This is a genomic window from Klebsiella sp. MPUS7, from assembly GCF_009905335.1.
GTDB lineage: Bacteria > Pseudomonadota > Gammaproteobacteria > Enterobacterales > Enterobacteriaceae > Klebsiella > Klebsiella grimontii.
In genome coordinates, this window is record NZ_CP047604.1 from 1,051,554 (window position 1) to 1,075,723 (window position 24,170).

Genomic DNA, 24,170 nt, shown 5'->3' on the forward strand with positions numbered 1-24,170 from the left:
CAATGAGCCAAATCGACCGCCTGCTCGGCATTATGCAGCGTCTGCGCGATCCGGAAAACGGCTGCCCGTGGGACAAAGAGCAGACTTTTGCCACCATCGCCCCGTATACCCTCGAAGAAACCTATGAAGTGCTCGACGCGATTGCCCGCGAAGATTTTAACGATCTGCGCGGTGAATTAGGCGACCTGCTGTTCCAGGTCGTCTTCTACGCTCAGATGGCGCAGGAAGAGGGGCGCTTTGATTTTAACGATATCTGCGCCGCGATCGGCGACAAGCTGGAGCGCCGCCATCCGCATATTTTCGGCGATGCCTCCGCCGGGAACAGCAGCGAAGTGCTGGCCCGCTGGGAGCAGATCAAAAGCGCAGAGCGAGCGGAAAAGTCCCAGCACTCAGCGCTGGACGATATTCCGCATAGTCTGCCGGCGCTGATGCGCGCGCATAAAATCCAGAAACGCTGCTCGGCGGTCGGCTTTGACTGGACTTCTCTGGGGCCGGTGCTGGACAAAGTGCACGAAGAAATAGACGAAGTCATGCACGAAGCGCAGCAGGCGGTGGTGGATGAAGCTAAACTGGAGGAGGAAGTGGGCGATCTGCTGTTTGCGACGGTCAATTTATCCCGCCATTTAGGGGTAAAAGCTGAAGTTGCCCTGCAAAAAGCCAACCTGAAGTTTGAGCGCAGATTCCGCGAAGTAGAGCGGATTGTCGCCGCGCGGGGCCTGGAAATGACCGGCGTTGACCTCGATACCATGGAGCTGGTGTGGCAGGAAGTAAAACGCCAGGAAACTGATCTCTAAAGAGTTTTCGTGATCAAGCGCTATTTGTGTGATTTTTTAAATAACAAGCGCTTGATTTACGTCAAAAACATTTCGCCAAAAGCGGCTATTTTCTCACTCCCTGCGTTTGTGTGGGCCTGATGAAAAGGAGGGATAATGAAAGTTTGTGGCGTCAGTCATGATCGGGTATACTGCTTTCCCGTCCTGGTTATTCCATCGTCTTTTAAACCTAACTTCTCAGGTTCAGCATGACAACGAACTATATTTTTGTGACCGGCGGGGTCGTATCCTCTCTGGGTAAAGGCATTGCCGCAGCTTCCCTCGCAGCCATTCTCGAAGCCCGCGGGCTTAACGTGACCATGATGAAACTGGATCCGTACATCAACGTCGATCCGGGCACCATGAGCCCAATCCAACACGGGGAAGTGTTCGTTACTGAAGACGGCGCTGAAACCGATCTGGACCTGGGTCACTATGAGCGTTTCATTCGCACCAAGATGACCCGTCGTAACAACTTCACCACGGGCCGTATTTACTCTGATGTCCTGCGAAAAGAGCGTCGCGGCGACTATCTGGGTGCCACCGTTCAGGTTATTCCGCACATCACCAACGCGATCAAAGAGCGCGTGCTGGCGGGCGGCGAAGGCCATGATGTGGTGCTGGTAGAAATCGGCGGCACCGTTGGCGATATCGAGTCGCTGCCGTTCCTTGAAGCGATTCGCCAGCTGGCGGTGGATATCGGTCGTGAAAACGCGCTGTTTATGCACCTGACCCTGGTGCCGTACATGGCCGCCGCGGGTGAAGTCAAAACCAAGCCGACCCAGCACTCCGTTAAAGAACTGCTTTCCATCGGTATTCAGCCTGACATCCTGGTCTGCCGCTCCGATCGCGCCATTCCGGCGAACGAACGTGCCAAAATTGCATTGTTCTGCAATGTGCCAGAAAAAGCCGTTATTTCGATGAAAGATGTCGATTCCATTTATAAAATTCCGGGCCTGTTGAAATCGCAGGGGCTGGACGATTATATTTGTAAACGATTCAGCTTAAACTGTCCGGAAGCGAACCTGGCCGAATGGGAACAGGTTATCTATGAAGAAGCGAACCCGGCAGGCGAAGTCACCATTGGTATGGTCGGCAAGTACATTGAACTGCCGGACGCCTACAAATCGGTGATTGAAGCGCTGAAACACGGCGGTCTGAAAAATCGCGTTACCGTCAACATCAAGCTGATCGATTCGCAGGATGTGGAAACGCGCGGCGTCGAAATTCTGAAGAATTTAGACGCTATCCTGATCCCAGGTGGCTTCGGCTATCGCGGCGTTGAAGGTAAGATTGCCACCGCGCGCTATGCGCGTGAAAACAACATTCCTTATCTGGGTATTTGCCTGGGTATGCAGGTTGCGCTGATTGAGTTCGCGCGCAACGTAGCCGGGATGGAAAACGCCAACTCAACGGAATTTGTGCCAGACTGTAAGTACCCGGTTGTGGCCCTGATTACCGAATGGCGTGATGAAGACGGTAATGTCGAAGTGCGCTCTGATAAGAGCGACCTCGGCGGCACGATGCGCCTTGGCGCACAGCAGTGCCAGCTGGGCGAAGATAGCCTGGTGCGCCAGCTGTACGGTGAGCCAACCATTACCGAACGCCATCGCCACCGCTACGAAGTCAACAATATGCTGTTGAAACCGATTGAAAATGCGGGCCTGCGTATTGCGGGCCGTTCCGGGGATGATCAGTTGGTCGAGATCATCGAGGTGCCTAACCATCCGTGGTTCGTCGCCTGTCAGTTCCATCCGGAGTTTACTTCGACGCCGCGTGATGGCCATCCGCTGTTTGCCGGCTTTGTGAAAGCCGCTAGCGAGTACCAGAAGCGTCAGGCGAAGTAAAAGAGTTAGAACGGCAATGCACCCATCCGGGTGCATTGTTTGTCTGGAGTTTTAGTTTAACTTGTACTGAGGAAAACCTAATGTCCAAAATCGTTAAAGTCATCGGTCGTGAAATCATCGACTCCCGTGGTAACCCGACTGTTGAAGCCGAAGTACACCTGGAAGGTGGTTTCGTCGGTATGGCAGCTGCTCCGTCAGGTGCTTCTACTGGCTCCCGCGAAGCGCTGGAACTGCGCGATGGCGACAAATCCCGTTTCATGGGTAAAGGCGTACTGAAAGCCGTTGGCGCTGTTAACGGCCCGATCGCTCAGGCAATCCTTGGCAAAGACGCCAAAGATCAGGCTGGCATCGACAAAATCATGATCGACCTGGACGGTACTGAAAACAAATCTAACTTCGGTGCGAACGCTATCCTGGCCGTCTCTCTGGCTAACGCCAAAGCTGCCGCTGCTTCTAAAGGTCAGCCGCTGTATGAGCACATCGCTGAGCTGAACGGCACCCCGGGCAAATACTCCATGCCGGTTCCGATGATGAACATCATCAACGGCGGCGAGCACGCTGACAACAACGTCGACATCCAGGAATTTATGATTCAGCCGGTTGGCGCTAAATCCCTGAAAGAAGCCGTACGTATGGGTTCTGAAGTGTTCCACAACCTGGCTAAAGTTCTGAAAGCTAAAGGTATGAACACCGCTGTTGGCGACGAAGGCGGCTACGCGCCGAACCTGGGCTCCAACGCTGAAGCGCTGGCTGTTATCGCTGAAGCGGTTAAAGCTGCTGGCTACGAGCTGGGCAAAGACATCACTCTGGCGATGGACTGCGCGGCTTCTGAATTCTACAAAGACGGTAAATACGTTCTGGCCGGCGAAGGCAATAAAGCGTTCACCTCTGAAGAATTCACCCACTTCCTGGAAGAGCTGACCAAACAGTACCCGATCGTCTCCATCGAAGATGGCCTGGACGAATCTGACTGGGACGGTTTCGCATACCAGACTAAAGTACTGGGCGACAAAATCCAGCTGGTTGGTGACGATCTGTTCGTAACCAACACCAAGATCCTGAAAGAAGGTATCGAGAAAGGCATCGTTAACTCCATCCTGATCAAATTCAACCAGATCGGTTCTCTGACCGAAACTCTGGCTGCGATCAAAATGGCGAAAGACGCTGGCTACACTGCCGTTATCTCTCACCGTTCAGGCGAAACTGAAGACGCTACCATCGCTGACCTGGCTGTGGGTACCGCTGCAGGCCAGATCAAAACCGGTTCTATGAGCCGTTCTGACCGCGTTGCTAAATACAACCAGCTGATTCGTATCGAAGAAGCGCTGGGCGAAAAAGCACCATACAACGGTCGTAAAGAGATCAAAGGTCAGGCATAAGCCCGTCTTTCTCTGATATGAAAAAGCCAGCCTTCGGGCTGGCTTTTTTTTGCCCCGAAACCGGTAACTACTTAAAATCTACCGCCATTTGCTGCGGAATAGAAAGCCCGCGCGTGGTTTGTACGCAGCGGTCAATGTAATCGGTAAAGCGCGGCGGTTTCGGCATGCCCATGCTGAGCAGCTTGTCGTTGCTGAACCGCACGTTGAGTGTGGCGAAGGCGCCGTACAGACGCATGGCTTTTAGCATCAGCCGCTCGTTGCAGGGGCCAAAAATAGTCTTCAGCTCACGGCGCATTTTGACCAGCGTTTCATAGCTGACCTGCGCGTATTTATCGCCGACCGGCGCCTGTTCGAGGGCGGAGGCCATCGCGTTATCGATATCCGCAAACCTTACGCTGTTTTCCTCTCCCGCTGAAATATGCACCACCTCTCCGCGTGCCAGCGGGCTGATAAGCAGCATCAGCAGGGCGTCGGCGCAATAATCGACGGGGATCACGTCGATGCGGTCTTCCATTGAACACATAAATTTTTGCAGCATCAGCCCCATGCTGAACACCCAGAAGATGCTGCTGGAGGGCTGACAGCCGTGATGAGTGTGGCCAACAACAATCGAGGGGCGGGCGATCGCCAGCGGTAGCGTCGGGCATTCCTGCCGCATAAGACGTTCAATTGTTGATTTAGAGTGCGTGTACTCGACCAGATGCTCGGCGCGTTCACGGAACGCCGTGCTTTCCGCTACCAGCGAATCGGGGTCTGGTGAGCAGGACATCGCGGTGCCCACGTGCAGAAAGCGCTGAAGGCCGCTGACCTGAGCCATCCGCCGGGCAAACTGCAGCGTACCTTCGACGTTGACTTTCCAGATAAGCGGATTGTTACCAAATGAGGCGACGGCGGCGCAGTTGAGCACGTGGGTGACCTGATTCAGGCACGGATCCTGGAGAAAAGGCTGCGGATTGGCCAGATCGCCCAGCAGGATGTTGTGGGGCGTCAGGGCCGTTAATCTCGCTTCGCTAATATTGAATTTTCGCAGGTTATCCTTAATCCGTTCTACGGCGGCTACACTATTATCAGCACGAACTAAGAGTAATAGATTAGGCGCATTCATTTTATTAAGAATGCTTTCTAACACTGCTCCACCCAGAAACCCGGTCGCGCCAGTAATTAATAATGTATTCATGAATGCAGTCTCAGTAGTATTGGTTGATTGGATTCTAGGCGCGGAAAATTAAACGGATATTCAATGGGGGATGAACATAACGTGCGGTTTATTAAGGTTATTTTAAGGAAAGGCGTCGCCGTGGATCGAATTTGACCCCGTGCTCATCCCATAAATTCATTATTTCATGTATCCATTTGTACATCGTTGAAATTTATTATTTTTAATTTGGCTTTTTTATTTTTAGCGTTCAGGGTTATACATGTTTTGTTACACCAAAAATTTTAGCCATGTCGCTTAATAGTCGCCTGATGATTATCAGGCTAATTAAAAAACCGTCGCTGAATAATATTATCTGTCCGTCGCCAGAGGAGTATCGTCCTGGCGTATTTTTAATCAATCACGCGGCGCAGCGCGGGACAAGATCTGCGCGGGCAAATCTGCGATAATGCGCGCTCACAACCCTAAGCAGAGATGATTATGCAGTACCCGATTAACGAGATGTTCCAGACCTTGCAAGGCGAAGGTTACTTCACCGGCGTTCCCGCCATTTTTATTCGTTTACAGGGATGCCCGGTTGGTTGCGCCTGGTGCGATACCAAACATACCTGGGATAAGCTTGCCGATCGGGAAGTGTCGCTGTTCAGCATACTGGCGAAAACTAAAGAGAGCGATAAATGGGGCCCGGCAAGCAGCGAAGATCTGCTGGCCATCATCGGGCGTCAGGGCTGGACGGCCCGCCACGTGGTCATTACCGGCGGCGAGCCCTGTATTCATGATTTAACGCCGTTAACTTCTTTACTGGAGCAAAACGGATTTAGCTGCCAGATAGAAACCAGCGGCACCCATGAAGTTCGCTGCACGCCTCATACCTGGGTGACGGTGTCGCCAAAGGTGAACATGCGCGGCGGCTATGATGTGCTCTCGCAGGCGCTACAGCGGGCTGATGAAATTAAACATCCGGTTGGACGCGTGCGCGATATCGAAGCGCTGGATGAACTGCTGGCAACGCTGGCTGATGAAAAGCCGCGCATTATCGCCCTTCAGCCGATTAGCCAGAAAGATGACGCGACGCGCCTGTGCATTGAAACCTGTATCGCCCGCAACTGGCGCTTATCGATGCAGACGCATAAATATCTCAATATCGCGTGATATAAAAAACCCTGATAGCGCAAGGCTACCAGGGTTTTCTTCAGCGAAAGGCGCTCTCACTCGCCGCGATAGACGCAGCCCGCGGTGCAGGTTTCTTTGATCATCACCGCGCTCAGCAGCGGAACCCGCGGTTTCATCTGCTCCCAGATCCATTTGGCCAGCACTTCGCTGGTCGGATTGGACAGCCCCGGAATATCGTTCAGATAGTAATGGTCGAGGCGATCGTAGGTGGGTTTAAACGCGGCCTTCAGCTCGGCAAAATCCATGATCCACCCAGTATGGGGATCGACTTCACCGGTAATCTCCAGGCGCACCATAAATGAATGGCCGTGCAGACGACCGCATTTATGGCCTTCCGGCACGTGCGGCAGGTGGTGAGCGGCTTCGAAGGTGAAATCTTTAAACAGCGTGGTGGACATCTTTTATTCTCAATATGGCAAAAAACCGCCGTAGGGTACCGGAAAGCACCTTTTTTCGCATTAACTAAAACGGCCCTGAACACAAAATAGACGTATCCATCCAACTTATACAAATTAAGTGCTTATATTTCATGTGCTTATTTAATCGATTTTGTTGTTAATAACTATAACTAAAACAGGTTAGTTCATTTGGTTATTTGTTATTTCCATCCCTTATTTAGTTGTTACTATTTGCACCGTTAACCTACCAACTCGTCATACTTCGAGCCGCATGTGCGTTGGCAATACTCGGCCACTTACTTCGGTAAGTTCCCGGGGATGCGCTGTGTCGCCGCCAGCCTGCAACTCGAATTATTTAGAGTAAATACATTTTCTTCTGTTTTATCGCGCTGACAGGGCGTGAATCACAGCTTTGCTTACTGGAATATAACGACGCATGACGACACAGGCCCCACCTTCCAATTTGCTACCGCTGAGTCCGGAGCAAATGGCGCGCCTTCAGGCGGCCACGACCGACTTCACGCCCACCCAGCTGGCCTGGGTTTCTGGTTACTTCTGGGGCGCGCTGAATCAGCAGCCCGGCGCGGCGGCTGTCGCGCCAGCCCAGGCGGCGGAAGTTCCGTCCATCACCCTGATTTCGGCATCGCAAACCGGCAACGCCCGCCGCGTGGCTGAAGCGCTGCGCGACGATCTGCAGGCCGCGCAGCTGAACGTGAAGCTGGTTAACGCAGGCGACTATAAATTCAAACAAATTGCCTCCGAAAAGCTGCTGGTCGTGGTGACGTCAACGCAGGGCGAAGGTGAGCCGCCGGAAGAAGCCGTTGCGCTGCATAAGTTCCTGTTTTCGAAGAAAGCGCCGAAGCTGACCGATACCGCATTTGCCGTGTTTGGCCTCGGCGATACCTCCTATGAATTCTTCTGCCAGTCCGGCAAAGATTTTGATAACAAGCTGGCCGAACTGGGCGGCGAACGCCTGCTCGACCGCGTTGACGCGGATGTCGAGTATCAGGCCGCCGCCGCCGAATGGCGCGCTCGGGTGGTTGAGGTACTGAAAGCGCGCGCGCCTGCCGCTGCGCCGTCTCAGCTGCTCGCCAGCGGGTCGGTGAACGAGATCCACACCAGCCCCTATAGCAAAGAAGCGCCGCTAACCGCGACGCTGGCGGTGAATCAAAAAATCACTGGCCGCGATTCTGAAAAAGACGTGCGCCATATTGAAATCGACCTCGGCGACTCTGGCCTGCGCTATCAGCCGGGCGATGCGCTGGGCGTCTGGTACCAGAACGATCCGGCTCTGGTGAAAGAGCTGGTGGAGCTGCTGTGGCTGACGGGCGCGGAACCGGTCACGGTTGACGGCAAAACGCTGCCGCTCGCCGAAGCGCTGGAGTGGCACTTCGAGCTGACGGTTAACACCGGCAACATCGTGGAGAACTACGCCACCTTAACCCGCAGCGAGTCTCTGCTGCCGCTGGTGGGCGATAAGGCGCAGCTCCAGCATTACGCCGCGACCACGCCGATTGTCGATATGGTGCGTTTCTCCCCGGCGCAGATGGATGCTCAGGCGCTGGTCGACCTGCTGCGTCCGCTGACGCCGCGCCTGTACTCTATCGCCTCTTCGCAGGCGGAAGTGGAAAGCGAAGTCCACGTCACCGTTGGCGTGGTGCGTTATGATATCGAAGGCCGCGCCCGCGCCGGCGGCGCCTCCAGCTTCCTGGCTGACCGCGTCGAAGAAGATGGCGAAGTGCGCATCTTTATCGAGCATAACGATAACTTCCGTCTGCCCTCTAACCCTCAGACGCCGGTTATCATGATTGGCCCCGGCACCGGCATCGCGCCGTTCCGCGCCTTTATGCAGCAGCGCGCGGCGGAAGGCGCGGAAGGCAAGAACTGGCTGTTCTTCGGCAATCCGCACTTTACCGAAGATTTCCTCTATCAGGTGGAGTGGCAGAGCTACGTCAAAGAAGGCGTGCTGAGCCGCATCGACCTGGCCTGGTCCCGCGATCAACAACAAAAAGTCTACGTTCAGGACAAGCTGCGCGAGCAGGGGGCCGAACTGTGGCGCTGGATTAACGACGGCGCCCATATTTATGTCTGCGGCGATGCCAATCGTATGGCAAAAGACGTTGAGCAGACCCTACTGGAAGTGATTGCCGAATACGGCGCGATGGACGCCGAAGCGGCGGACGAATTTTTAAGTGAGCTGCGCGTTGAGCGCCGTTATCAGCGAGATGTCTACTAATGAGCGAAAAACATCCAGGCCCGCTGGTGGTCGAAGGTAAACTGACTGACGCCGAGCGCATGAAGCTCGAAAGCAACTACCTGCGCGGCACCATTGCGGAAGATTTGAACGACGGCCTGACCGGCGGTTTTAAAGGCGATAACTTTCTGCTGATCCGTTTCCACGGTATGTATCAGCAGGATGACCGCGATATCCGCGCCGAGCGCGCGGCGCAGAAGCTGGAGCCGCGTCACGCGATGCTGCTGCGCTGCCGCCTGCCGGGCGGGGTGATCACCACTAAACAGTGGCAGGCGATCGATAAATTCGCCGGCGATAACACCATTTACGGCAGCATCCGTCTGACCAACCGTCAGACCTTCCAGTTCCACGGCATTCTGAAGAAGAACGTCAAGCCGGTGCACCAGATGCTGCATTCGGTGGGGCTGGACGCGCTGGCCACCGCTAACGATATGAACCGTAACGTACTGTGTACTTCTAACCCGTACGAGTCTCAGCTGCATGCGGAAGCCTACGAGTGGGCGAAGAAGATCTCCGAGCACCTGCTGCCGCGCACGCGCGCTTATGCCGAAATTTGGCTGGATCAGAAGAAAGTCGCCACCACTGATGAAGAACCGATCCTCGGCCAGACCTATCTGCCGCGTAAGTTCAAAACCACCGTGGTGATCCCGCCGCAGAACGATATCGATCTGCACGCGAACGATATGAACTTCGTGGCCATCGCTGAAAACGGCAAGCTGGTGGGCTTTAACCTGCTGGTTGGCGGCGGTTTATCGATTGAGCACGGCAATAAGAAAACCTACGCCCGTACGGCGAGCGAGTTTGGCTATCTGCCGGTGGAGCACACCCTGGCGGTGGCAGAAGCGGTGGTGACGACCCAGCGTGACTGGGGTAACCGTACCGATCGTAAAAACGCGAAAACCAAATACACCCTCGAACGCGTGGGGGTTGAGACCTTTAAGGCGGAAGTGGAGCGTCGGGCGGGCATCAAGTTTGAGCCGATCCGTCCGTACGAGTTCACCGGCCGCGGCGATCGTATCGGCTGGGTGAAGGGTATCGACAATAACTGGCACCTGACGCTGTTTATTGAAAATGGTCGTATTCTTGATTATCCGGGGCGTCCGCTGAAAACCGGCCTGCTGAAGATCGCGAAGATCCACAAAGGCGAATTCCGCATTACGGCGAATCAGAACCTGATCGTTGCCAGCGTACCGGAAGATCAGAAGGCGAAGATCGAGAAGCTGGCGCGCGATCATGGTCTGATGAACGCCGTTACGCCGCAGCGCGAAAACTCGATGGCCTGCGTGTCGTTCCCGACCTGTCCGTTGGCGATGGCGGAGGCCGAGCGTTTCCTGCCGTCGTTTACCGATAAAGTCGAGGCGGTGATGAGCAAACATGGCGTTGGCGACGAGCATATCGTCACCCGCGTCACCGGCTGCCCGAACGGCTGCGGCCGGGCGATGTTGGCGGAAGTGGGGCTGGTCGGTAAGGCGCCGGGCCGCTACAACCTGCACCTGGGCGGCAACCGCAGCGGGACGCGTATTCCGCGTATGTATCGGGAAAATATTACCGAGTCGGAAATCCTCGACTCGATCGACGAACTGGTAGGGCGCTGGGCGAAAGAGCGCGAAGCGGGTGAAGGCTTCGGCGACTTTACGGTGCGTGCGGGCATCATTCGCCCGGTGCTCGACCCAGCCCGTGATTTCTGGGAATAAACATCCAGCTGCCCGGTGGCGTTTCGCTTACCGGGCCTGTGGGTTTTGTAGGCCGGGCAAACGCAGTACCACCCGGCGAAACAGAAAAACGAGGTCCTTATGTCCATACTCGATCTAAACGCGCTGAACGCATTACCGAAGGTCGATCGTGTTTTGCAGCTGGCGGAAACCAATAGCCAGTTGGAAAAGCTGAGCGCGGAAGCGCGCGTCGCGTGGGCGCTGGAAAACCTGCCGGGCGAATACGTGCTCTCCTCAAGCTTTGGTATCCAGGCGGCGGTGAGCCTGCATCTGGTCAATCAGGTGCGCCCGGATATTCCGGTCATTCTGACCGATACCGGCTATCTGTTCCCGGAAACCTACCAGTTTATCGACGAGTTAACGGACAAACTCAATCTGAACCTGAAGGTCTATCGGGCGAAGGAGAGCGCTGCATGGCAGGAGGCGCGCTACGGTAAGCTGTGGGAGCAGGGCGTTGAGGGCATTGAAAAATATAATGACATCAACAAAGTCGAGCCGATGAACCGGGCGCTGCAGGAGCTGAACGCGCAAACCTGGTTTGCGGGACTGCGCCGCGAGCAGTCCGGCAGCCGCGCCCACTTACCGGTGCTGGCGATCCAGCGCGGCGTGTTTAAGGTGCTGCCGATCATCGACTGGGATAATCGTACCGTCTATCAGTATCTGCAAAAGCACGGCCTGAAGTATCACCCGCTGTGGGATCAGGGCTATTTGTCGGTAGGGGATACCCACACCACCCGTAAATGGGAGCCGGGGATGGCGGAGGAAGAAACGCGCTTCTTTGGCCTGAAAAGAGAGTGCGGGCTGCATGAAGGATAAGCGGCGTAAATACTGCAAAGAGCGGTTGTAGATGAATAGAGCAGGGAGACCGCGGTTTGGTCTCCCCCTCAGGAAAATCAGGATTTCCCCGTTTTAACTTTTTCGACTTTCGCCAGCTCTTTCACCAGCGGCAGCATCACTTTCATCACATCGCGTCCGCGATGCTCAATCCGCCCCGGCAGCGCTTTATCAATATACTGCAGGTTATCCAATTGTATGTTGTGCCAACTGGTGCCGTCCGGAAAGCTGCGTGATTTGCTCCGCTGCTGATAACCGTCTTTCTTGCCCAATGACCAGTTGGTCGTTTCCACCGACAGTACCGGGATCCCGGCGTTATCGAAAACGCTGGCGTCGTTACAGCAGCCGGTGCCTTTCGGGAAGTCCCGGTTCAGCCCTGGATTGGTGAAGGCCGCGATGCCGTGGCTGCGGGCGATAGCCAGCGCCCGGTCGCGGGTGAGCTTGCGCACCGACGCTGGCGTGCTGCGGCCGCTATTAAAGTACAGCTTATCGCCCACCACGAGGTTATCGAGATTAATCACCAGCAGGGTGTTTTTCTTTTCCGCGTCGCTCATGCGCTTAAGTAGATTCTGCGCCCCCAGCCGGCCTTCTTCTTCTCCGCTGGTGGCAACGAAGCGAATACCGTAACGGGTGGGAACGTTCTTTAACTGTTCAGCAAGTTCCAGCATGACGCCCAGCCCCATCGCGTTATCGTCGATCCCCTGGAGGGTCAGGCCGCCGAGGTTATTTTCAACATCTTTATCGCTCTGCGGCGCGTAGGTATCCAGGTGCGCCATGATAATGATCTGCTGGCGAGATTGGCCTTCATGAGCGGCGATCACCGTACTGCCGGTGGCGTTATGCCAGTTTTTACGCTGACTGCTATCGGTATAGACGTAACGGGTATTGAAGCTGCGTACATCGCTCTGGTAACCCATCTGGGCGAACTGCTGGCGGAGGTAATCGGCCGACAGCATCTCGGCCGGCGTACCGGTCATTCTTCCGGGAAAAAAGGTGGCGATATGACGAGCCTGGGCATTGGCGGTTTCGCCCGGGGCGCTGAATGCCGGGGCGGCGGAGAAGACAAATCCTGCGCCCAACGCCAGGGGGAGCAGGCGACGGCACAATGCGGAAAACATAGGGGGATCCTTTAGTACTTAAAACAATTTCACCCGCGTAGTATGAAACTGTGACCGGGGTTAAACAATTTCAATCGCTCTTAAATGGTGGAAAAACCGCGTGTTAAGCACTTTTTGATATTTGCTTTCCCAGGTCGTTATTCTTTTGAGTAACAACTCATTCCATTTCGTAATTTCATTTGCTCTAAACCGCACCCTATAGTCGCTCTATTGCTGATTGTAAGAGAGTTGTTGCGCAGTGGAATACTTGCCGATATTTGCCGAAGTGAAAGACAGACCCGTGCTGGTGATCGGCGGCGGCGAGATAGCCGCGCGTAAGATTACGTTTTTGCTGCGCGCTGAAGCGAAGGTGCACATTGTTGCCGAAACGTTGATGCCGGAACTTGCCGAAAAGGTCGAGCGCGAGGAAATTCAGTGGCGGGCAACCGTTTTTGAAGAGAGGCAGCTTGATGACGTATTTCTGGTGATTGCTGCCACCGAAGATGACGAGCTGAACCAACGTGTTTACGTCGCGGCGAACGCGCGCTATCGGCTGGTCAACGTCGTGGATAATCAGGCGCTGTGCTCGTTTGTCTTTCCGTCAATTGTCGATCGCTCTCCGCTGCTGGTGGCCATCTCTTCCAGCGGCAAAGCGCCGGTGCTGTCGCGTATTTTGCGCGAAAAAATCGAAGCCCTCCTGCCGACCAACCTGGGGCGGCTGGCTGAAACGGCGAGCTACTGGCGTCACCATATTAAAACCCATCTGAAAACCACCGCCGAACGCCGCCGCTTTTGGGAGCGCGTGTTTACCGGTCGTTTTGCCAGCCTGATGCTGGCGGGCAACAAAGCCGAAGCGGAAAAAGCGCTGGAAGATGAACTTCGGCAGCCGGAAAAGCGCCCCGGTGAAATTATTCTTGTCGGAGCAGGGCCGGGCGATGCCGGATTGCTGACTCTGCGCGGCCTGCAGGCCCTTCAGCAGGCGGACGTGGTGTTTTACGACAACCTGGTCACCCCGGAGGTGCGCGAACTGGTGCGCCGCGACGCGGAGACAATCTGCGTCGGTAAAAGCGCCTCCGGCGTATCCGTACCGCAGCAGGAGATCAACCGTCTGCTGGTGGACGCAGCGAAAGAGGGCAAAACGGTGATTCGCCTGAAGGGCGGCGACCCGTTTATTTTTGGCCGCGGCGGCGAAGAGCTGCAGGCCGCGGCCGAAGCGGGCATTCCGTTTCAGGTCGTCCCGGGCGTGACGGCGGCGGCGGGCGCAACGGCCTATGCCGGAATTCCGCTGACGCATCGTGATTATGCCCAGAGCGCAACCTTTATTACCGGCCACTTTGGCGCGGAAAACTCGCCGCTCGACTGGGCGCGGCTGGCGCAAAGCGGCCAGACCCTGGCGATTTATATGGGCAGCCTGAAAGCGGCGGAAATCAGCGCGCAGCTGATTGCCAACGGCCGCGAGGGCGATACCCCGGTAGCGGTGATCTCGCGCGGCACCCGCGCCGATCAGCAAACAAAGACCGGCACATTACAACAGCTTGAAAACCTGGCGAAAGACGCCCCGATGCCCGCCCTGATCGTGGTAGGAGACGTGGTGCAATTACATCAACAGCTCGCCTGGTATCAACACACCTCATCCTCAGAGGCCTTCAAGGCTTCTGTAGTAAATCTGGCTTAAGGAACGGTTATGGACCAAAAACGACTCACTCACCTGCGGCAACTGGAGGCGGAAAGCATCCATATCATTCGTGAGGTGGCCGCCGAATTCTCTAACCCGGTGATGATGTACTCCATCGGTAAAGACTCCAGTGTGATGCTGCATCTGGCGCGTAAAGCGTTTTATCCGGGCACCCTGCCGTTCCCGCTGCTGCACGTCGATACCGGCTGGAAATTCCGCGAAATGTATGAGTTCCGTGACCGTACCGCTAAAGCCTACGGCTGCGAGCTGCTGGTGCACAAAAACCCGGAAGGGGTGGCGATGGGCATTAACCCGTTCGTCCACGGCAGCGCCAAGCATACCGATATCATGAAAACCGAAGGCCTCAAGCAGGCGCTGAACAAATACGGCTTCGATGCCGCGTTCGGCGGCGCGCGCCGCGATGAAGAGAAATCCCGCGCCAAAGAGCGTATTTACTCCTTCCGCGACCGCTTCCACCGCTGGGACCCGAAAAACCAGCGCCCGGAGCTATGGCACAACTATAACGGCCAGATTAACAAGGGCGAAAGCATCCGCGTCTTCCCGCTCTCCAACTGGACCGAGCTGGACATCTGGCAGTACATCTATCTGGAAAATATTGAAATTGTTCCGCTGTACCTGGCGGCGGAGCGTCCGGTGCTGGAGCGCGACGGGATGCTGATGATGATCGATGACGATCGCATCAATTTACAGCCCGGCGAGATGATCAAAAAACAGATGGTACGCTTCCGCACCCTCGGCTGCTGGCCGCTGACCGGCGCGGTGGAGTCCAATGCGCAAACGCTGCCGGAGATTATCGAAGAGATGTTGGTGTCTACCACCAGCGAACGACAGGGGCGCGTTATTGACCGCGACCAGGCAGGCTCCATGGAGCTGAAGAAACGTCAGGGTTATTTCTAAGGAGCCGCCATGAATACGACTATTGCACAACAAATTGCCAATGAAGGCGGCGTTGAAGCCTACCTGCATGCCCAGCAGCACAAAAGCCTGCTGCGCTTTTTGACCTGCGGCAGCGTCGATGACGGCAAAAGTACGCTGATTGGCCGGCTTCTGCACGATACCCGTCAGATTTACGAAGATCAGCTCTCCTCGCTGCATAATGACAGCAAACGTCACGGTACGCAGGGTGAAAAACTCGATCTGGCGCTGCTGGTGGACGGTCTGCAGGCCGAGCGTGAGCAGGGCATTACCATCGACGTCGCCTACCGTTACTTCTCTACCGAGAAGCGCAAATTTATTATCGCCGACACCCCGGGACACGAACAATATACCCGCAACATGGCGACCGGCGCGTCAACCTGCGACCTGGCGATCCTGCTGATCGACGCGCGCAAAGGCGTGCTCGATCAAACCCGTCGTCACAGCTTTATCTCCACGCTGCTGGGGATCAAACACCTGGTGGTGGCGGTGAACAAAATGGACCTCGTCGATTTTAGCGAAGAGACCTTTAACACTATCCGTGAAGCGTATCTGACCTTTGCTGAACAGCTGCCGGGCGATCTCGACATTCGCTTTGTCCCGCTTTCCGCGCTGGAAGGGGACAACGTCGCCACCCAGAGCGATAAAATGCCGTGGTACAGCGGCCCGACGCTGCTGGAAGTGCTGGAAACCGTTGAGATTCAGCGCGTGGTGGAAAGCCAGCCGCTGCGCTTCCCGGTGCAGTACGTCAACCGTCCGAATCTCGACTTCCGCGGGTTTTCCGGGACGGTCGCCGCCGGCCGCGTGAGCGTAGGACAGCGTCTGAAAGTGCTGCCGTCGGGGGTGGAATCCACCGTGGCGCGCATCGTCACCTTTGACGGCGACCTGCCGGAAGCGGCGGCCGGGGAAGCGATCACGCTCGTGCTGAAGGATGAAATTGATATCAGCCGCGGCGACCTGCTGGTGGACGCGGCGGTCTCTCTGCCTGCGGTACAAAGCGCCAGCGTTGATGTGGTATGGATGGCGGAGCAGGCGCTGGCGCCCGGCCAGAGCTATGACATTAAAATCGCCGGTAAGAAAACCCGCGCCCGCGTGGATGGCGTACGCTACCAGGTTGATATCAACAACCTGACCCAGCGCGAAGTGGAATCGCTGCCGCTCAACGGCATCGGGCTGGTAGATCTGACTTTCGACGAGCCGTTGGTGCTGGATAAATACCAGGATAACCCGGTCACCGGGGGGCTTATCTTTATCGACCGCTTAACCAACGTCACCGTTGGCGCGGGCATGGTACGCGAGCCGAACGAACAGGCGCAGGCGGGCGCTTCCCAGTACAGCGCGTTTGAGCTTGAGCTGAATCAGCTTATTCGCAAGCACTTCCCGCACTGGGATGCTCGCGACCTGCTGGGAGGCAAGTAATGGCCCGGCATGACGAAAACGTCGTCTGGCATGCGCATCCTGTCACCCAGGAGCAGCGCGAGCAGCATCACGGCCATCGCGGCGTGGTGCTGTGGTTCACCGGGCTTTCGGGCTCGGGGAAATCCACCGTTGCCGGCGCGCTGGAAGAGGCGCTGCATCGGCTCGGCGTGAGCACCTATTTGCTGGACGGCGATAACGTGCGTCACGGCTTGTGCAGCGATCTTGGCTTCAGCGACGACGACCGCAAAGAAAACATTCGCCGCGTAGGTGAAGTGGCGAAGCTGATGGTGGATGCCGGACTGGTGGTATTGACCGCGTTTATCTCTCCGCATCGCGCAGAACGGCAGATGGTACGCGAGCGTTTAGGCGAAGGACGTTTTATCGAAGTCTTTGTCGATACGCCGCTGGCGATCTGCGAAGCGCGGGATCCGAAAGGCCTGTATAAGAAAGCGCGTGCCGGGGAACTGCGCAACTTTACCGGAATAGATTCAGTGTATGAATCCCCGGAGCGCGCTGAAATCCACCTCGACGGCGAACAATTGGTAACAAATTTGGTGCACCAATTATTAGACCTGCTACGACAGAGCGATATTATCAGATCCTGAAACGGCAGCGGCATCATCACAGGATGCCGATCGCCAGGTCAACAGGATTCGATATGCGCAATACCCAGAACATCAGTATTATTCGTTCAGAACTGCCGCCGACAGTCAGCGACGAGACCACCTGGTCTCTGTCGGGCGCTGCCGTTGGCTTTATTTCATGGCTGCTGGCGCTGGGTATTCCCTTCCTGATCTATGGCAGTAACACGCTATTTGTCCTCCTCTATACCTGGCCGTTCTTTCTGGCATTAATGCCGGTTGCCGTCGTGGTTGGCATCGCGCTGCATTCGCTGATGGACGGTAAACTTCAGTACAGCGTCTGCGCGACGATTTTGACCGTCGGACTGATGTTCGGTCTGCTGTTCCTCTGGCTACTGGGGTAGTCCTTTTTACGAATGAATCTAGCCTGGGTATCAACGGTAAAAATGTGGTACAGTCCCCGCGTTACGCGGCGTCGTCCGCGCGCCAGAGTAGAGAACTCGGGCGAGTTATGGGATGATGATGCCGTTTTTCAGGGGGCAGGATGGGTAAACTAACGCTGCTGTTATTGGCTTTGCTGGTCTGGCTACAGTACTCGCTGTGGTTCGGCAAAAATGGCCTGCACGACTATAGCCGGGTTGATGACGATGTCTCCGCGCAGCAGGCAACTAACGCTAAATTAAAAGCACGCAACGATCAGCTGTTCGCCGAAATTGACGACCTCAACGGCGGTCAGGAAGCTATCGAAGAGCGCGCGCGCAATGAACTCAGTATGACCCGCCCGGGCGAAACGTTTTATCGTCTGGTGCCGGATGCGTCAAAGCGCAACCAGGCCGCGGGGCAACAGCAGAATAATCGATAAACAGGCCCAGGATTACAACATGGCAGCCACTTTTCCGGGCGTTTGCGCCGTGGTGCCGGCAGCCGGTTTTGGCCGCCGCATGCAAACGGAATGCCCTAAACAATATCTCTCAATCGGTAACAAAACGATTCTCGAGCACGCGGTCGCCGCGCTGCTGGCAAACCCGCGTATACGGCGGGTGGTCATCGCCGTCAGCCCGGGCGACGTGCGCTTTAGCCAACTGCCGTTGGCGAACCATCCTCAAATCACCGTCGTTGATGGCGGGAAAGAACGTGCGGATTCCGTTCTCGCTGGCCTGAAGGTGCTTGGCGAAGCCGACTGGGTGCTGGTGCACGATGCCGCGCGCCCCTGCCTGCACCAGGATGACCTCAGCCGCCTGCTTCAATTATGCGAAACCAGCCGTACGGGCGGCATTCTGGCCGCTCCGGTTCGCGACACGATGAAGCGCGCGGAGCCGGGCAGGGCGGCCATCGCCCATACCGTTGAGCGTAATGATTTATGGCATGCGCTGACGCCGCAATTTTTCCCTCGCGAACTGCTTGTTGATTGTCTGACGCGGGCGCTTAATGAAGGGGCGACTATCACCGACGAAGCCTCGGCGCTGGAGTACTGCGGCTTCCATCCTGAACTGGTCGCCGGACGAGCTGATAATATAAAAGTGACGCGCCCGGAAGACCTGGCGCTGGCCGAATTTTACCTTACCCGTTCCCGACACCAGGAGAAGGCTTAATGCGAATTGGACACGGTTTTGACGTACACGCTTTTGGCGGTGAAGGCCCAATCATCATCGGCGGCGTGCGCGTACCCTACGAGAAAGGACTGCTGGCGCACTCCGACGGCGACGTCGCGCTGCACGCGCTGACCGATGCGCTGCTCGGCGCGGCGGCGCTGGGCGACATCGGCAAGCTGTTCCCGGATACCGATCCGGCCTTTAAGGGCGCCGACAGCCGCGAACTGCTGCGCGAAGCGTGGCGGCGGATTCAGGCGAAAGGCTATACCCTTGGCAACGTAGACGTCACCATCATCGCCCAGGCGCCGAAAATGCTGCCGCATATTCCCCAGATGCGCGTCTTTATCGCCGAAGATCTCGGTTGCCATATGGATGATGTGAACGTCAAAGCCACCACCACGGAAAAGCTGGGCTTTACCGGCCGCGGCGAAGGCATCGCCTGTGAAGCGGTGGCGCTGCTGCGTAAGGCGGAGAAATGATCGCTTTTGACGAACTCACCTACCTGCATGGAAAACCGCTGGGCCAGGGGCTGCTAAAAGCCAGTCCGGAGGACTTTTTGGTGGTGGAAGATCTCGGCTTTTCCCCCGATGGCGAAGGCGAGCATGTGCTGGTGAGAATTCTGAAAAACGGCTGCAATACCCGTTTTGTTGCTGACTCGCTGGCAAAATTCCTTAAAATTCATGCACGTGAAGTGAGCTTTGCCGGGCAGAAGGACAAACACGCGGTGACTGAACAGTGGCTGTGCGCCAGAGTGCCGGGCAAAGAGATGCCCGACCTGAGCAAATTTCAGCTCGAGGGTTGCCAGGTTCTGGAGTACGCGCGCCATAAGCGCAAGCTGCGCCTCGGGGCGCTGAAGGGGAACCAGTTTACTCTGGTACTGCGCGAAGTCAGCGCCCGCGACGATGTCGAAAAGCGTTTACAGGCGATCGTCGAGCATGGCGTGCCCAACTATTTCGGCGCCCAGCGCTTCGGTATCGGCGGCAGTAACCTGCAGGGGGCGCTGCGCTGGGCCGAGAGCGGCGCGCCGGTGCGCGATCGCAATAAACGCAGTTTTTGGTTGTCGGCGGCCCGCAGCGCATTGTTTAATCAACAGGTTGGTATTAGATTAAAAAAACCGGAATTTAATCAGGTTGTTGATGGCGATGCGCTACAATTAGCGGGGCGCGGAAGCTGGTTCGTTGCGGACTCTGAAGAACTGACGGCACTCCAGGCGCGGGTAGATAACCGCGAGCTGATGATTACCGCTGCGCTTGTGGGCAGCGGCGACTGGGGAAGCCAACGGGGCGCGCTGGCCGCTGAACAGGCGGCAGTGGCCGAAGAGACGCAGCTACAGGCGCTGCTGGTGCGTGAAAAAGTAGAGGCCGCCCGCCGGGCGATGCTGCTTTATCCCCAGCAGATGAGCTGGAACTGGTGGGATGACGTTACCGTTGAACTGCGTTTCTGGCTGCCCGCAGGCAGCTTCGCCACCAGCGTAGTAAGGGAGCTTATCAATACAACGGGTGACTATGCGAATATTGCTGAGTAACGATGACGGGATTCATGCGCCGGGCATTCAGACCCTGGCAAAGGCCTTACGAGAATTCGCTGAGGTTCAGATAGTTGCACCCGATCGTAACCGCAGCGGAGCGTCGAATTCCCTGACGCTGGAATCTTCGCTACGTACTTTCACTTTTGATAACGGCGATATCGCCGTACAGATGGGCACCCCGACGGACTGTGTTTACCTCGGCGTGAACGCCCTGATGCGGCCGCGTCCGGATATTGTGGTCTCCGGCATTAACGCCGGCCCCAACCTCGGTGACGACGTCATCTATTCCGGCACCGTTGCCGCCGCGATGGAGGGCCGTCATCTCGGCTTTCCGGCGCTGGCCGTCTCGCTAAACGGCTATCAGCATTATGATACCGCCGCCGCGGTCACCTGTTCGATTCTGCGGGCTTTAAGCCGCGAGCCGCTGCGCACCGGGCGCATTCTGAATATCAACGTGCCGGATCTGCCCCTTGAGCAGATTAAAGGTATCCGCGTGACCCGCTGCGGCAGCCGGCATCCTTCCGATCAGGTGATCCCGCAAAAAGATCCGCGCGGCAATACGCTGTACTGGATTGGACCTCCGGGCGAGAAGTACGACGCCGGGCCGGATACCGATTTTGCCGCCGTGGATGAAGGCTATGTGTCGGTCACTCCGCTACATGTCGATTTAACCGCCCACGGCGCACATGAGGTGGTGAGCGGCTGGCTGGATCGCGTTGGGGTTGATACGCAATGGTAAATAAACGTGTTGAAAGTCTTCTCAATCAGCTCCGCACGCAGGGCATTGTTGACGAGCGCGTGCTGAACGCGATCGCGCTGGTGCCGCGAGAAAAGTTTGTTGATGAAGCCTTTGAACATAAGGCGTGGGAAAACACGGCGCTGCCGATTGGCCAGGGGCAAACCATCTCGCAACCCTACATGGTGGCGCGGATGACCGAGCTTCTGACGCTAACGCCGGAGTCAAGGGTGCTGGAAATTGGCACCGGATCTGGCTATCAGACGGCGATCCTGGCGCATCTGGTGCATCACGTGTGCTCGGTTGAGCGCATTAAGAGTTTGCAGTGGCACGCGCGCCGTCGCCTTAAACAACTTGATTTACATAATGTTTCAACCCGTCACGGCGATGGATGGCAGGGTTGGCAGGCACGCGCGCCGTTCGACGCGATCATCGTTACCGCCGCGCCGCCGGAAATTCCGGCCGCGCTGCTGGCGCAGCTGGACGATGGCGGCGTACTGGTGCTGCCGGTAGGCGAAGAGCACCAGTTCCTGAAGCGAATCCGTCGGCGCGGCAACGAGTTTGTCATTGATACTGTCGAAGCCGTGCGCTTTGTACCCCTCGTGAAAGGGGAGTTGGCCTGAACCCGGATTATTCCAGGTTTTTTTGCCTGCATTTAGGCATAGGGTGGACGCATTTTTCGTGTCCTGGCCGGGCGCCGTCCGGTGAGCAAGATATTGGTAGTTAACATATTCCTGGGGGATAAATGAGCGCGGGAAGCCCAAAATTTACCTTAAGCCGCATTGCGGCTTTGTCACTGGTGTCACTCTGGCTGGCAGGCTGCAGCAGCTCCAACAATCCGCCTGCGCCGGTCAGCTCGGCTGGCGGGGCTTCGTCTTCCAGTACGAATTCCGGAATGCTGATCACGCCTCCGTCAAATAACGTTCCGCAGGCGCGCCCGGTACAAACGCAACCGGTGCAGACGCAGCCCGCTCAGATTCAGCCGATGGCCCAGGAGCCGGTGCAAACGGTAAACGGCAAAATTGTCTACAACCGTAAGTATGGGGATATTCCGAAAGGTAGCTATACCGGCGGCAGTACCTATACTGTTAAACGCGGCGACACGCTATTCTATATTGCGTGGGTCACCGGGAACGACTTCCGCGACCTGGCGCAGCGTAATAATATCCCGGCGCCGTACGGTCTGAACGTCGGTCAGACGCTGCAGGTTGGCAACGCGTCCGGCCAGCCAATCACCGGTGATAACCCTGTCGCCCAGGCCAGCGTGAAGGCCAGTAATGGCGGGATGTTAACCGCAAATTCTGCACAAAAATCCACCGCGGTGGTTGCGTCCCAACCAACTATTACGTATTCTGAATCTTCAGGTGAACAGAGTGCTAATAAGATGTTGCCGAATAACAAGCCCGCGACGACAACTGCCGTCGCGCCAGTTACGGCCCCAGCTGTCAGCACAACCCAATCGACTGCAAGCAGTACGTCAACCAGTTCGCCGATCTCTTCATGGCGCTGGCCGACTGATGGCAAGGTTATCGAGAACTTTAGTGGCGCCGAAGGCGGCAATAAAGGTATTGATATCGCAGGCAGTAAAGGACAGGCTATTGTCGCGACCGCAGATGGGCGCGTCGTCTATGCCGGTAACGCACTGCGCGGTTACGGTAATCTTATTATCATCAAACACAACGATGATTACCTGAGCGCCTACGCACATAACGATACGATGCTCGTAAAAGAGCAACAAGATATCAAGGCGGGGCAGAAAATCGCTACCATGGGTAGCACAGGTACTAGCTCTACACGTTTGCATTTTGAAATTCGTTACAAGGGGAAATCCGTCAACCCGCTGCAGTATTTACCGCAGCGATAATTTGGCAAAGTACGGATAAGCTCAGTATCGCTAACAAAGGCGCCAGGGCGGCCGCGATGCCTTCTTCACCGGGGCAGAAAAGGTTATCGTCCTGGCGTCTTTTGAGTGATGTTTAGCCAAGGTGCTTTGCTTAGGGATCACGGGTAGGAGCCATCTTTATGAGTCAGAATACGCTGAAAGTTCATGATTTAAATGAAGACGCGGAATTTGATGAGAACGGAGTCGAGGTTTTTGATGAGAAAGCCTTAGTTGAAGAGGAACCCAGTGATAGCGATCTGGCTGAGGAAGAGCTTCTTTCGCAGGGAGCAACCCAACGGGTGCTCGATGCGACGCAGCTTTATCTTGGAGAGATTGGTTATTCCCCGCTGCTGACGGCCGAAGAAGAGGTTTATTTTGCGCGTCGCGCGCTGCGTGGTGACGTTGCGTCACGCCGCCGGATGATCGAAAGCAACCTGCGTCTGGTCGTCAAGATAGCCCGCCGTTACGGCAATCGCGGTCTGGCTCTGCTGGATCTGATTGAAGAAGGTAACCTGGGGCTGATTCGCGCAGTTGAGAAGTTTGACCCGGAACGTGGGTTCCGTTTTTCGACTTACGCGACCTGGTGGATTCGTCAAACGATTGAACGGGCGATCATGAACCAAACCCGAACGATCCGTTTACCGATCCATATCGTCAAAGAGCTGAACGTCTATCTGCGTACCGCACGCGAGTTGTCCCATAAGCTGGACCACGAGCCAAGCGCGGAAGAGATAGCCGAACAGCTAGATAAGCCAGTTGATGACGTGAGCCGGATGCTGCGTCTGAACGAGCGCATTACCTCGGTGGATACCCCACTGGGCGGCGACTCGGAAAAAGCGCTGCTGGATATTCTGGCCGATGAAAAAGACAACGGCCCGGAAGACACCACGCAGGACGATGATATGAAACAAAGCATCGTCAAATGGCTGTTCGAACTGAACGCCAAGCAGCGTGAAGTGCTGGCTCGTCGCTTTGGCCTGCTGGGCTATGAAGCCGCGACGCTTGAGGATGTGGGCCGCGAAATTGGCCTGACCCGCGAACGCGTGCGCCAGATCCAGGTAGAAGGCCTCCGCCGCCTGCGGGAGATTCTGCAAAGCCAGGGGCTGAATATCGAAGCGCTGTTCCGCGAGTAAGATACCTTTCTTAAAAAAGGCTCAAT

23 protein-coding genes are annotated in these 24,170 nt (G+C 56.2%); 20 read left to right on the forward strand and 3 right to left on the reverse strand.

Features of this window, described 5'->3' with window-relative positions; all coding sequences use genetic code 11:
• The first annotated feature begins 2 nt into the window (after nt 1-2).
• The 3 genes from mazG (at nt 3) to eno (ending at nt 4,038) form a co-directional block, all read left to right on the forward strand.
• Nucleotides 3-794, forward strand: a complete 792-nt coding sequence (mazG, locus tag GUC22_RS05030; protein WP_024358506.1) for a nucleoside triphosphate pyrophosphohydrolase — start codon at nt 3-5, stop codon at nt 792-794.
• Nucleotides 795-1,021: 227 nt separating this feature from the next.
• Nucleotides 1,022-2,659, forward strand: a complete 1,638-nt coding sequence (gene pyrG, locus GUC22_RS05035; protein WP_004124328.1) for a glutamine hydrolyzing CTP synthase — start codon at nt 1,022-1,024, stop codon at nt 2,657-2,659.
• Between the two features lie 80 nt (nt 2,660-2,739).
• Nucleotides 2,740-4,038 carry a phosphopyruvate hydratase gene (gene eno / locus GUC22_RS05040; RefSeq protein WP_004124327.1) on the forward strand — a complete coding sequence of 433 codons (1,299 nt, stop codon included), beginning with the start codon at nt 2,740-2,742 and terminating at the stop codon, nt 4,036-4,038.
• A 67-nt stretch (nt 4,039-4,105) separates the two neighbouring features.
• On the opposite strand, the gene GUC22_RS05045 is transcribed toward eno, so the two are convergent.
• Entirely contained in the window at nt 4,106-5,215 is a 1,110-nt protein-coding gene (locus GUC22_RS05045) for an SDR family oxidoreductase (RefSeq protein WP_116943955.1), read from the reverse strand.
• A 459-nt stretch (nt 5,216-5,674) separates the two neighbouring features.
• Between GUC22_RS05045 and queE the strand changes: the two genes are divergently transcribed.
• Nucleotides 5,675-6,346 (forward strand): 7-carboxy-7-deazaguanine synthase QueE, encoded by a 672-nt coding sequence (gene queE, locus GUC22_RS05050; RefSeq protein WP_004124321.1) that lies wholly within the window; start codon nt 5,675-5,677, stop codon nt 6,344-6,346.
• A gap of 56 nt (nt 6,347-6,402) precedes the next feature.
• Here the strand turns inward: queE and queD are convergent, their stop codons facing one another.
• Nucleotides 6,403-6,765 (reverse strand): 6-carboxytetrahydropterin synthase QueD, encoded by a 363-nt coding sequence (gene queD, locus GUC22_RS05055; RefSeq protein WP_004137297.1) that lies wholly within the window; start codon nt 6,763-6,765, stop codon nt 6,403-6,405.
• Nucleotides 6,766-7,201: 436 nt separating this feature from the next.
• On the opposite strand from queD, the gene cysJ reads away from it, so the two are divergent.
• The 3 genes from cysJ (at nt 7,202) to cysH (ending at nt 11,547) form a co-directional block, all read left to right on the forward strand.
• Complete coding sequence (gene cysJ / locus GUC22_RS05060; protein WP_116943954.1) at nt 7,202-9,001, forward strand: NADPH-dependent assimilatory sulfite reductase flavoprotein subunit; 1,800 nt, start codon at nt 7,202-7,204, stop codon at nt 8,999-9,001.
• Nucleotides 9,001-10,713 carry an assimilatory sulfite reductase (NADPH) hemoprotein subunit gene (cysI, locus tag GUC22_RS05065; protein WP_004137301.1) on the forward strand — a complete coding sequence of 571 codons (1,713 nt, stop codon included), beginning with the start codon at nt 9,001-9,003 and terminating at the stop codon, nt 10,711-10,713. Before cysJ ends, cysI begins: the two co-directional genes overlap by 1 nt.
• A gap of 99 nt (nt 10,714-10,812) precedes the next feature.
• Entirely contained in the window at nt 10,813-11,547 is a 735-nt protein-coding gene (gene cysH, locus GUC22_RS05070; protein WP_024358494.1) for a phosphoadenosine phosphosulfate reductase, read from the forward strand.
• Nucleotides 11,548-11,624: 77 nt separating this feature from the next.
• Here cysH and GUC22_RS05075 read toward each other — a convergent pair whose 3' ends face one another.
• Nucleotides 11,625-12,683 (reverse strand): aminopeptidase, encoded by a 1,059-nt coding sequence (locus GUC22_RS05075; protein ID WP_160183377.1) that lies wholly within the window; start codon nt 12,681-12,683, stop codon nt 11,625-11,627.
• A 247-nt stretch (nt 12,684-12,930) separates the two neighbouring features.
• Here GUC22_RS05075 and cysG point away from each other — a divergent pair, with 247 nt between their 5' ends.
• The 13 genes from cysG to rpoS all read left to right on the forward strand — a co-directional run bounded on the left by cysG (nt 12,931) and on the right by rpoS (nt 24,144).
• Nucleotides 12,931-14,337 carry a siroheme synthase CysG gene (cysG, locus tag GUC22_RS05080; protein ID WP_201746404.1) on the forward strand — a complete coding sequence of 469 codons (1,407 nt, stop codon included), beginning with the start codon at nt 12,931-12,933 and terminating at the stop codon, nt 14,335-14,337.
• Between the two features lie 9 nt (nt 14,338-14,346).
• A complete protein-coding gene (cysD, locus tag GUC22_RS05085) occupies nt 14,347-15,255 on the forward strand; it encodes a sulfate adenylyltransferase subunit CysD (protein WP_004104981.1) in 909 nt (302 codons plus the stop codon).
• A 9-nt stretch (nt 15,256-15,264) separates the two neighbouring features.
• Nucleotides 15,265-16,692 carry a sulfate adenylyltransferase subunit CysN gene (gene cysN, locus GUC22_RS05090; protein ID WP_160183379.1) on the forward strand — a complete coding sequence of 476 codons (1,428 nt, stop codon included), beginning with the start codon at nt 15,265-15,267 and terminating at the stop codon, nt 16,690-16,692.
• Nucleotides 16,692-17,297 carry an adenylyl-sulfate kinase gene (cysC, locus tag GUC22_RS05095; RefSeq protein WP_004124289.1) on the forward strand — a complete coding sequence of 202 codons (606 nt, stop codon included), beginning with the start codon at nt 16,692-16,694 and terminating at the stop codon, nt 17,295-17,297. The genes cysN and cysC overlap by 1 nt, the downstream gene beginning before the upstream one ends.
• A gap of 53 nt (nt 17,298-17,350) precedes the next feature.
• On the forward strand, nt 17,351-17,677 hold the full coding sequence (locus tag GUC22_RS05100) for a DUF3561 family protein (protein WP_160183380.1): 327 nt from the start codon (nt 17,351-17,353) through the stop codon (nt 17,675-17,677).
• Nucleotides 17,678-17,817: 140 nt separating this feature from the next.
• Nucleotides 17,818-18,135: a cell division protein FtsB gene (gene ftsB, locus GUC22_RS05105; RefSeq protein WP_004124270.1), complete on the forward strand. Its 318-nt coding sequence runs from the start codon at nt 17,818-17,820 to the stop codon at nt 18,133-18,135.
• 19 nt (nt 18,136-18,154) lie between these two features.
• Nucleotides 18,155-18,865, forward strand: coding sequence for a 2-C-methyl-D-erythritol 4-phosphate cytidylyltransferase (gene ispD / locus GUC22_RS05110; protein ID WP_160183381.1), 711 nt, complete (start codon nt 18,155-18,157; stop codon nt 18,863-18,865).
• Nucleotides 18,865-19,344 (forward strand): 2-C-methyl-D-erythritol 2,4-cyclodiphosphate synthase, encoded by a 480-nt coding sequence (gene ispF, locus GUC22_RS05115; protein ID WP_004124268.1) that lies wholly within the window; start codon nt 18,865-18,867, stop codon nt 19,342-19,344. The genes ispD and ispF overlap by 1 nt, the downstream gene beginning before the upstream one ends.
• Nucleotides 19,341-20,390, forward strand: a complete 1,050-nt coding sequence (truD, locus tag GUC22_RS05120) for a tRNA pseudouridine(13) synthase TruD (RefSeq protein WP_024358492.1) — start codon at nt 19,341-19,343, stop codon at nt 20,388-20,390. Before ispF ends, truD begins: the two co-directional genes overlap by 4 nt.
• Nucleotides 20,371-21,132, forward strand: coding sequence for a 5'/3'-nucleotidase SurE (gene surE / locus GUC22_RS05125; protein WP_004124266.1), 762 nt, complete (start codon nt 20,371-20,373; stop codon nt 21,130-21,132). Before truD ends, surE begins: the two co-directional genes overlap by 20 nt.
• Nucleotides 21,126-21,752: a protein-L-isoaspartate(D-aspartate) O-methyltransferase gene (locus GUC22_RS05130; RefSeq protein WP_024358491.1), complete on the forward strand. Its 627-nt coding sequence runs from the start codon at nt 21,126-21,128 to the stop codon at nt 21,750-21,752. The genes surE and GUC22_RS05130 overlap by 7 nt, the downstream gene beginning before the upstream one ends.
• A 122-nt stretch (nt 21,753-21,874) precedes the next feature.
• Nucleotides 21,875-22,993: a murein hydrolase activator NlpD gene (gene nlpD / locus GUC22_RS05135; RefSeq protein WP_004137339.1), complete on the forward strand. Its 1,119-nt coding sequence runs from the start codon at nt 21,875-21,877 to the stop codon at nt 22,991-22,993.
• Nucleotides 22,994-23,151: 158 nt separating this feature from the next.
• Nucleotides 23,152-24,144 carry an RNA polymerase sigma factor RpoS gene (gene rpoS, locus GUC22_RS05140; protein WP_004104962.1) on the forward strand — a complete coding sequence of 331 codons (993 nt, stop codon included), beginning with the start codon at nt 23,152-23,154 and terminating at the stop codon, nt 24,142-24,144.
• The last annotated feature ends 26 nt before the right edge of the window (nt 24,145-24,170 follow it).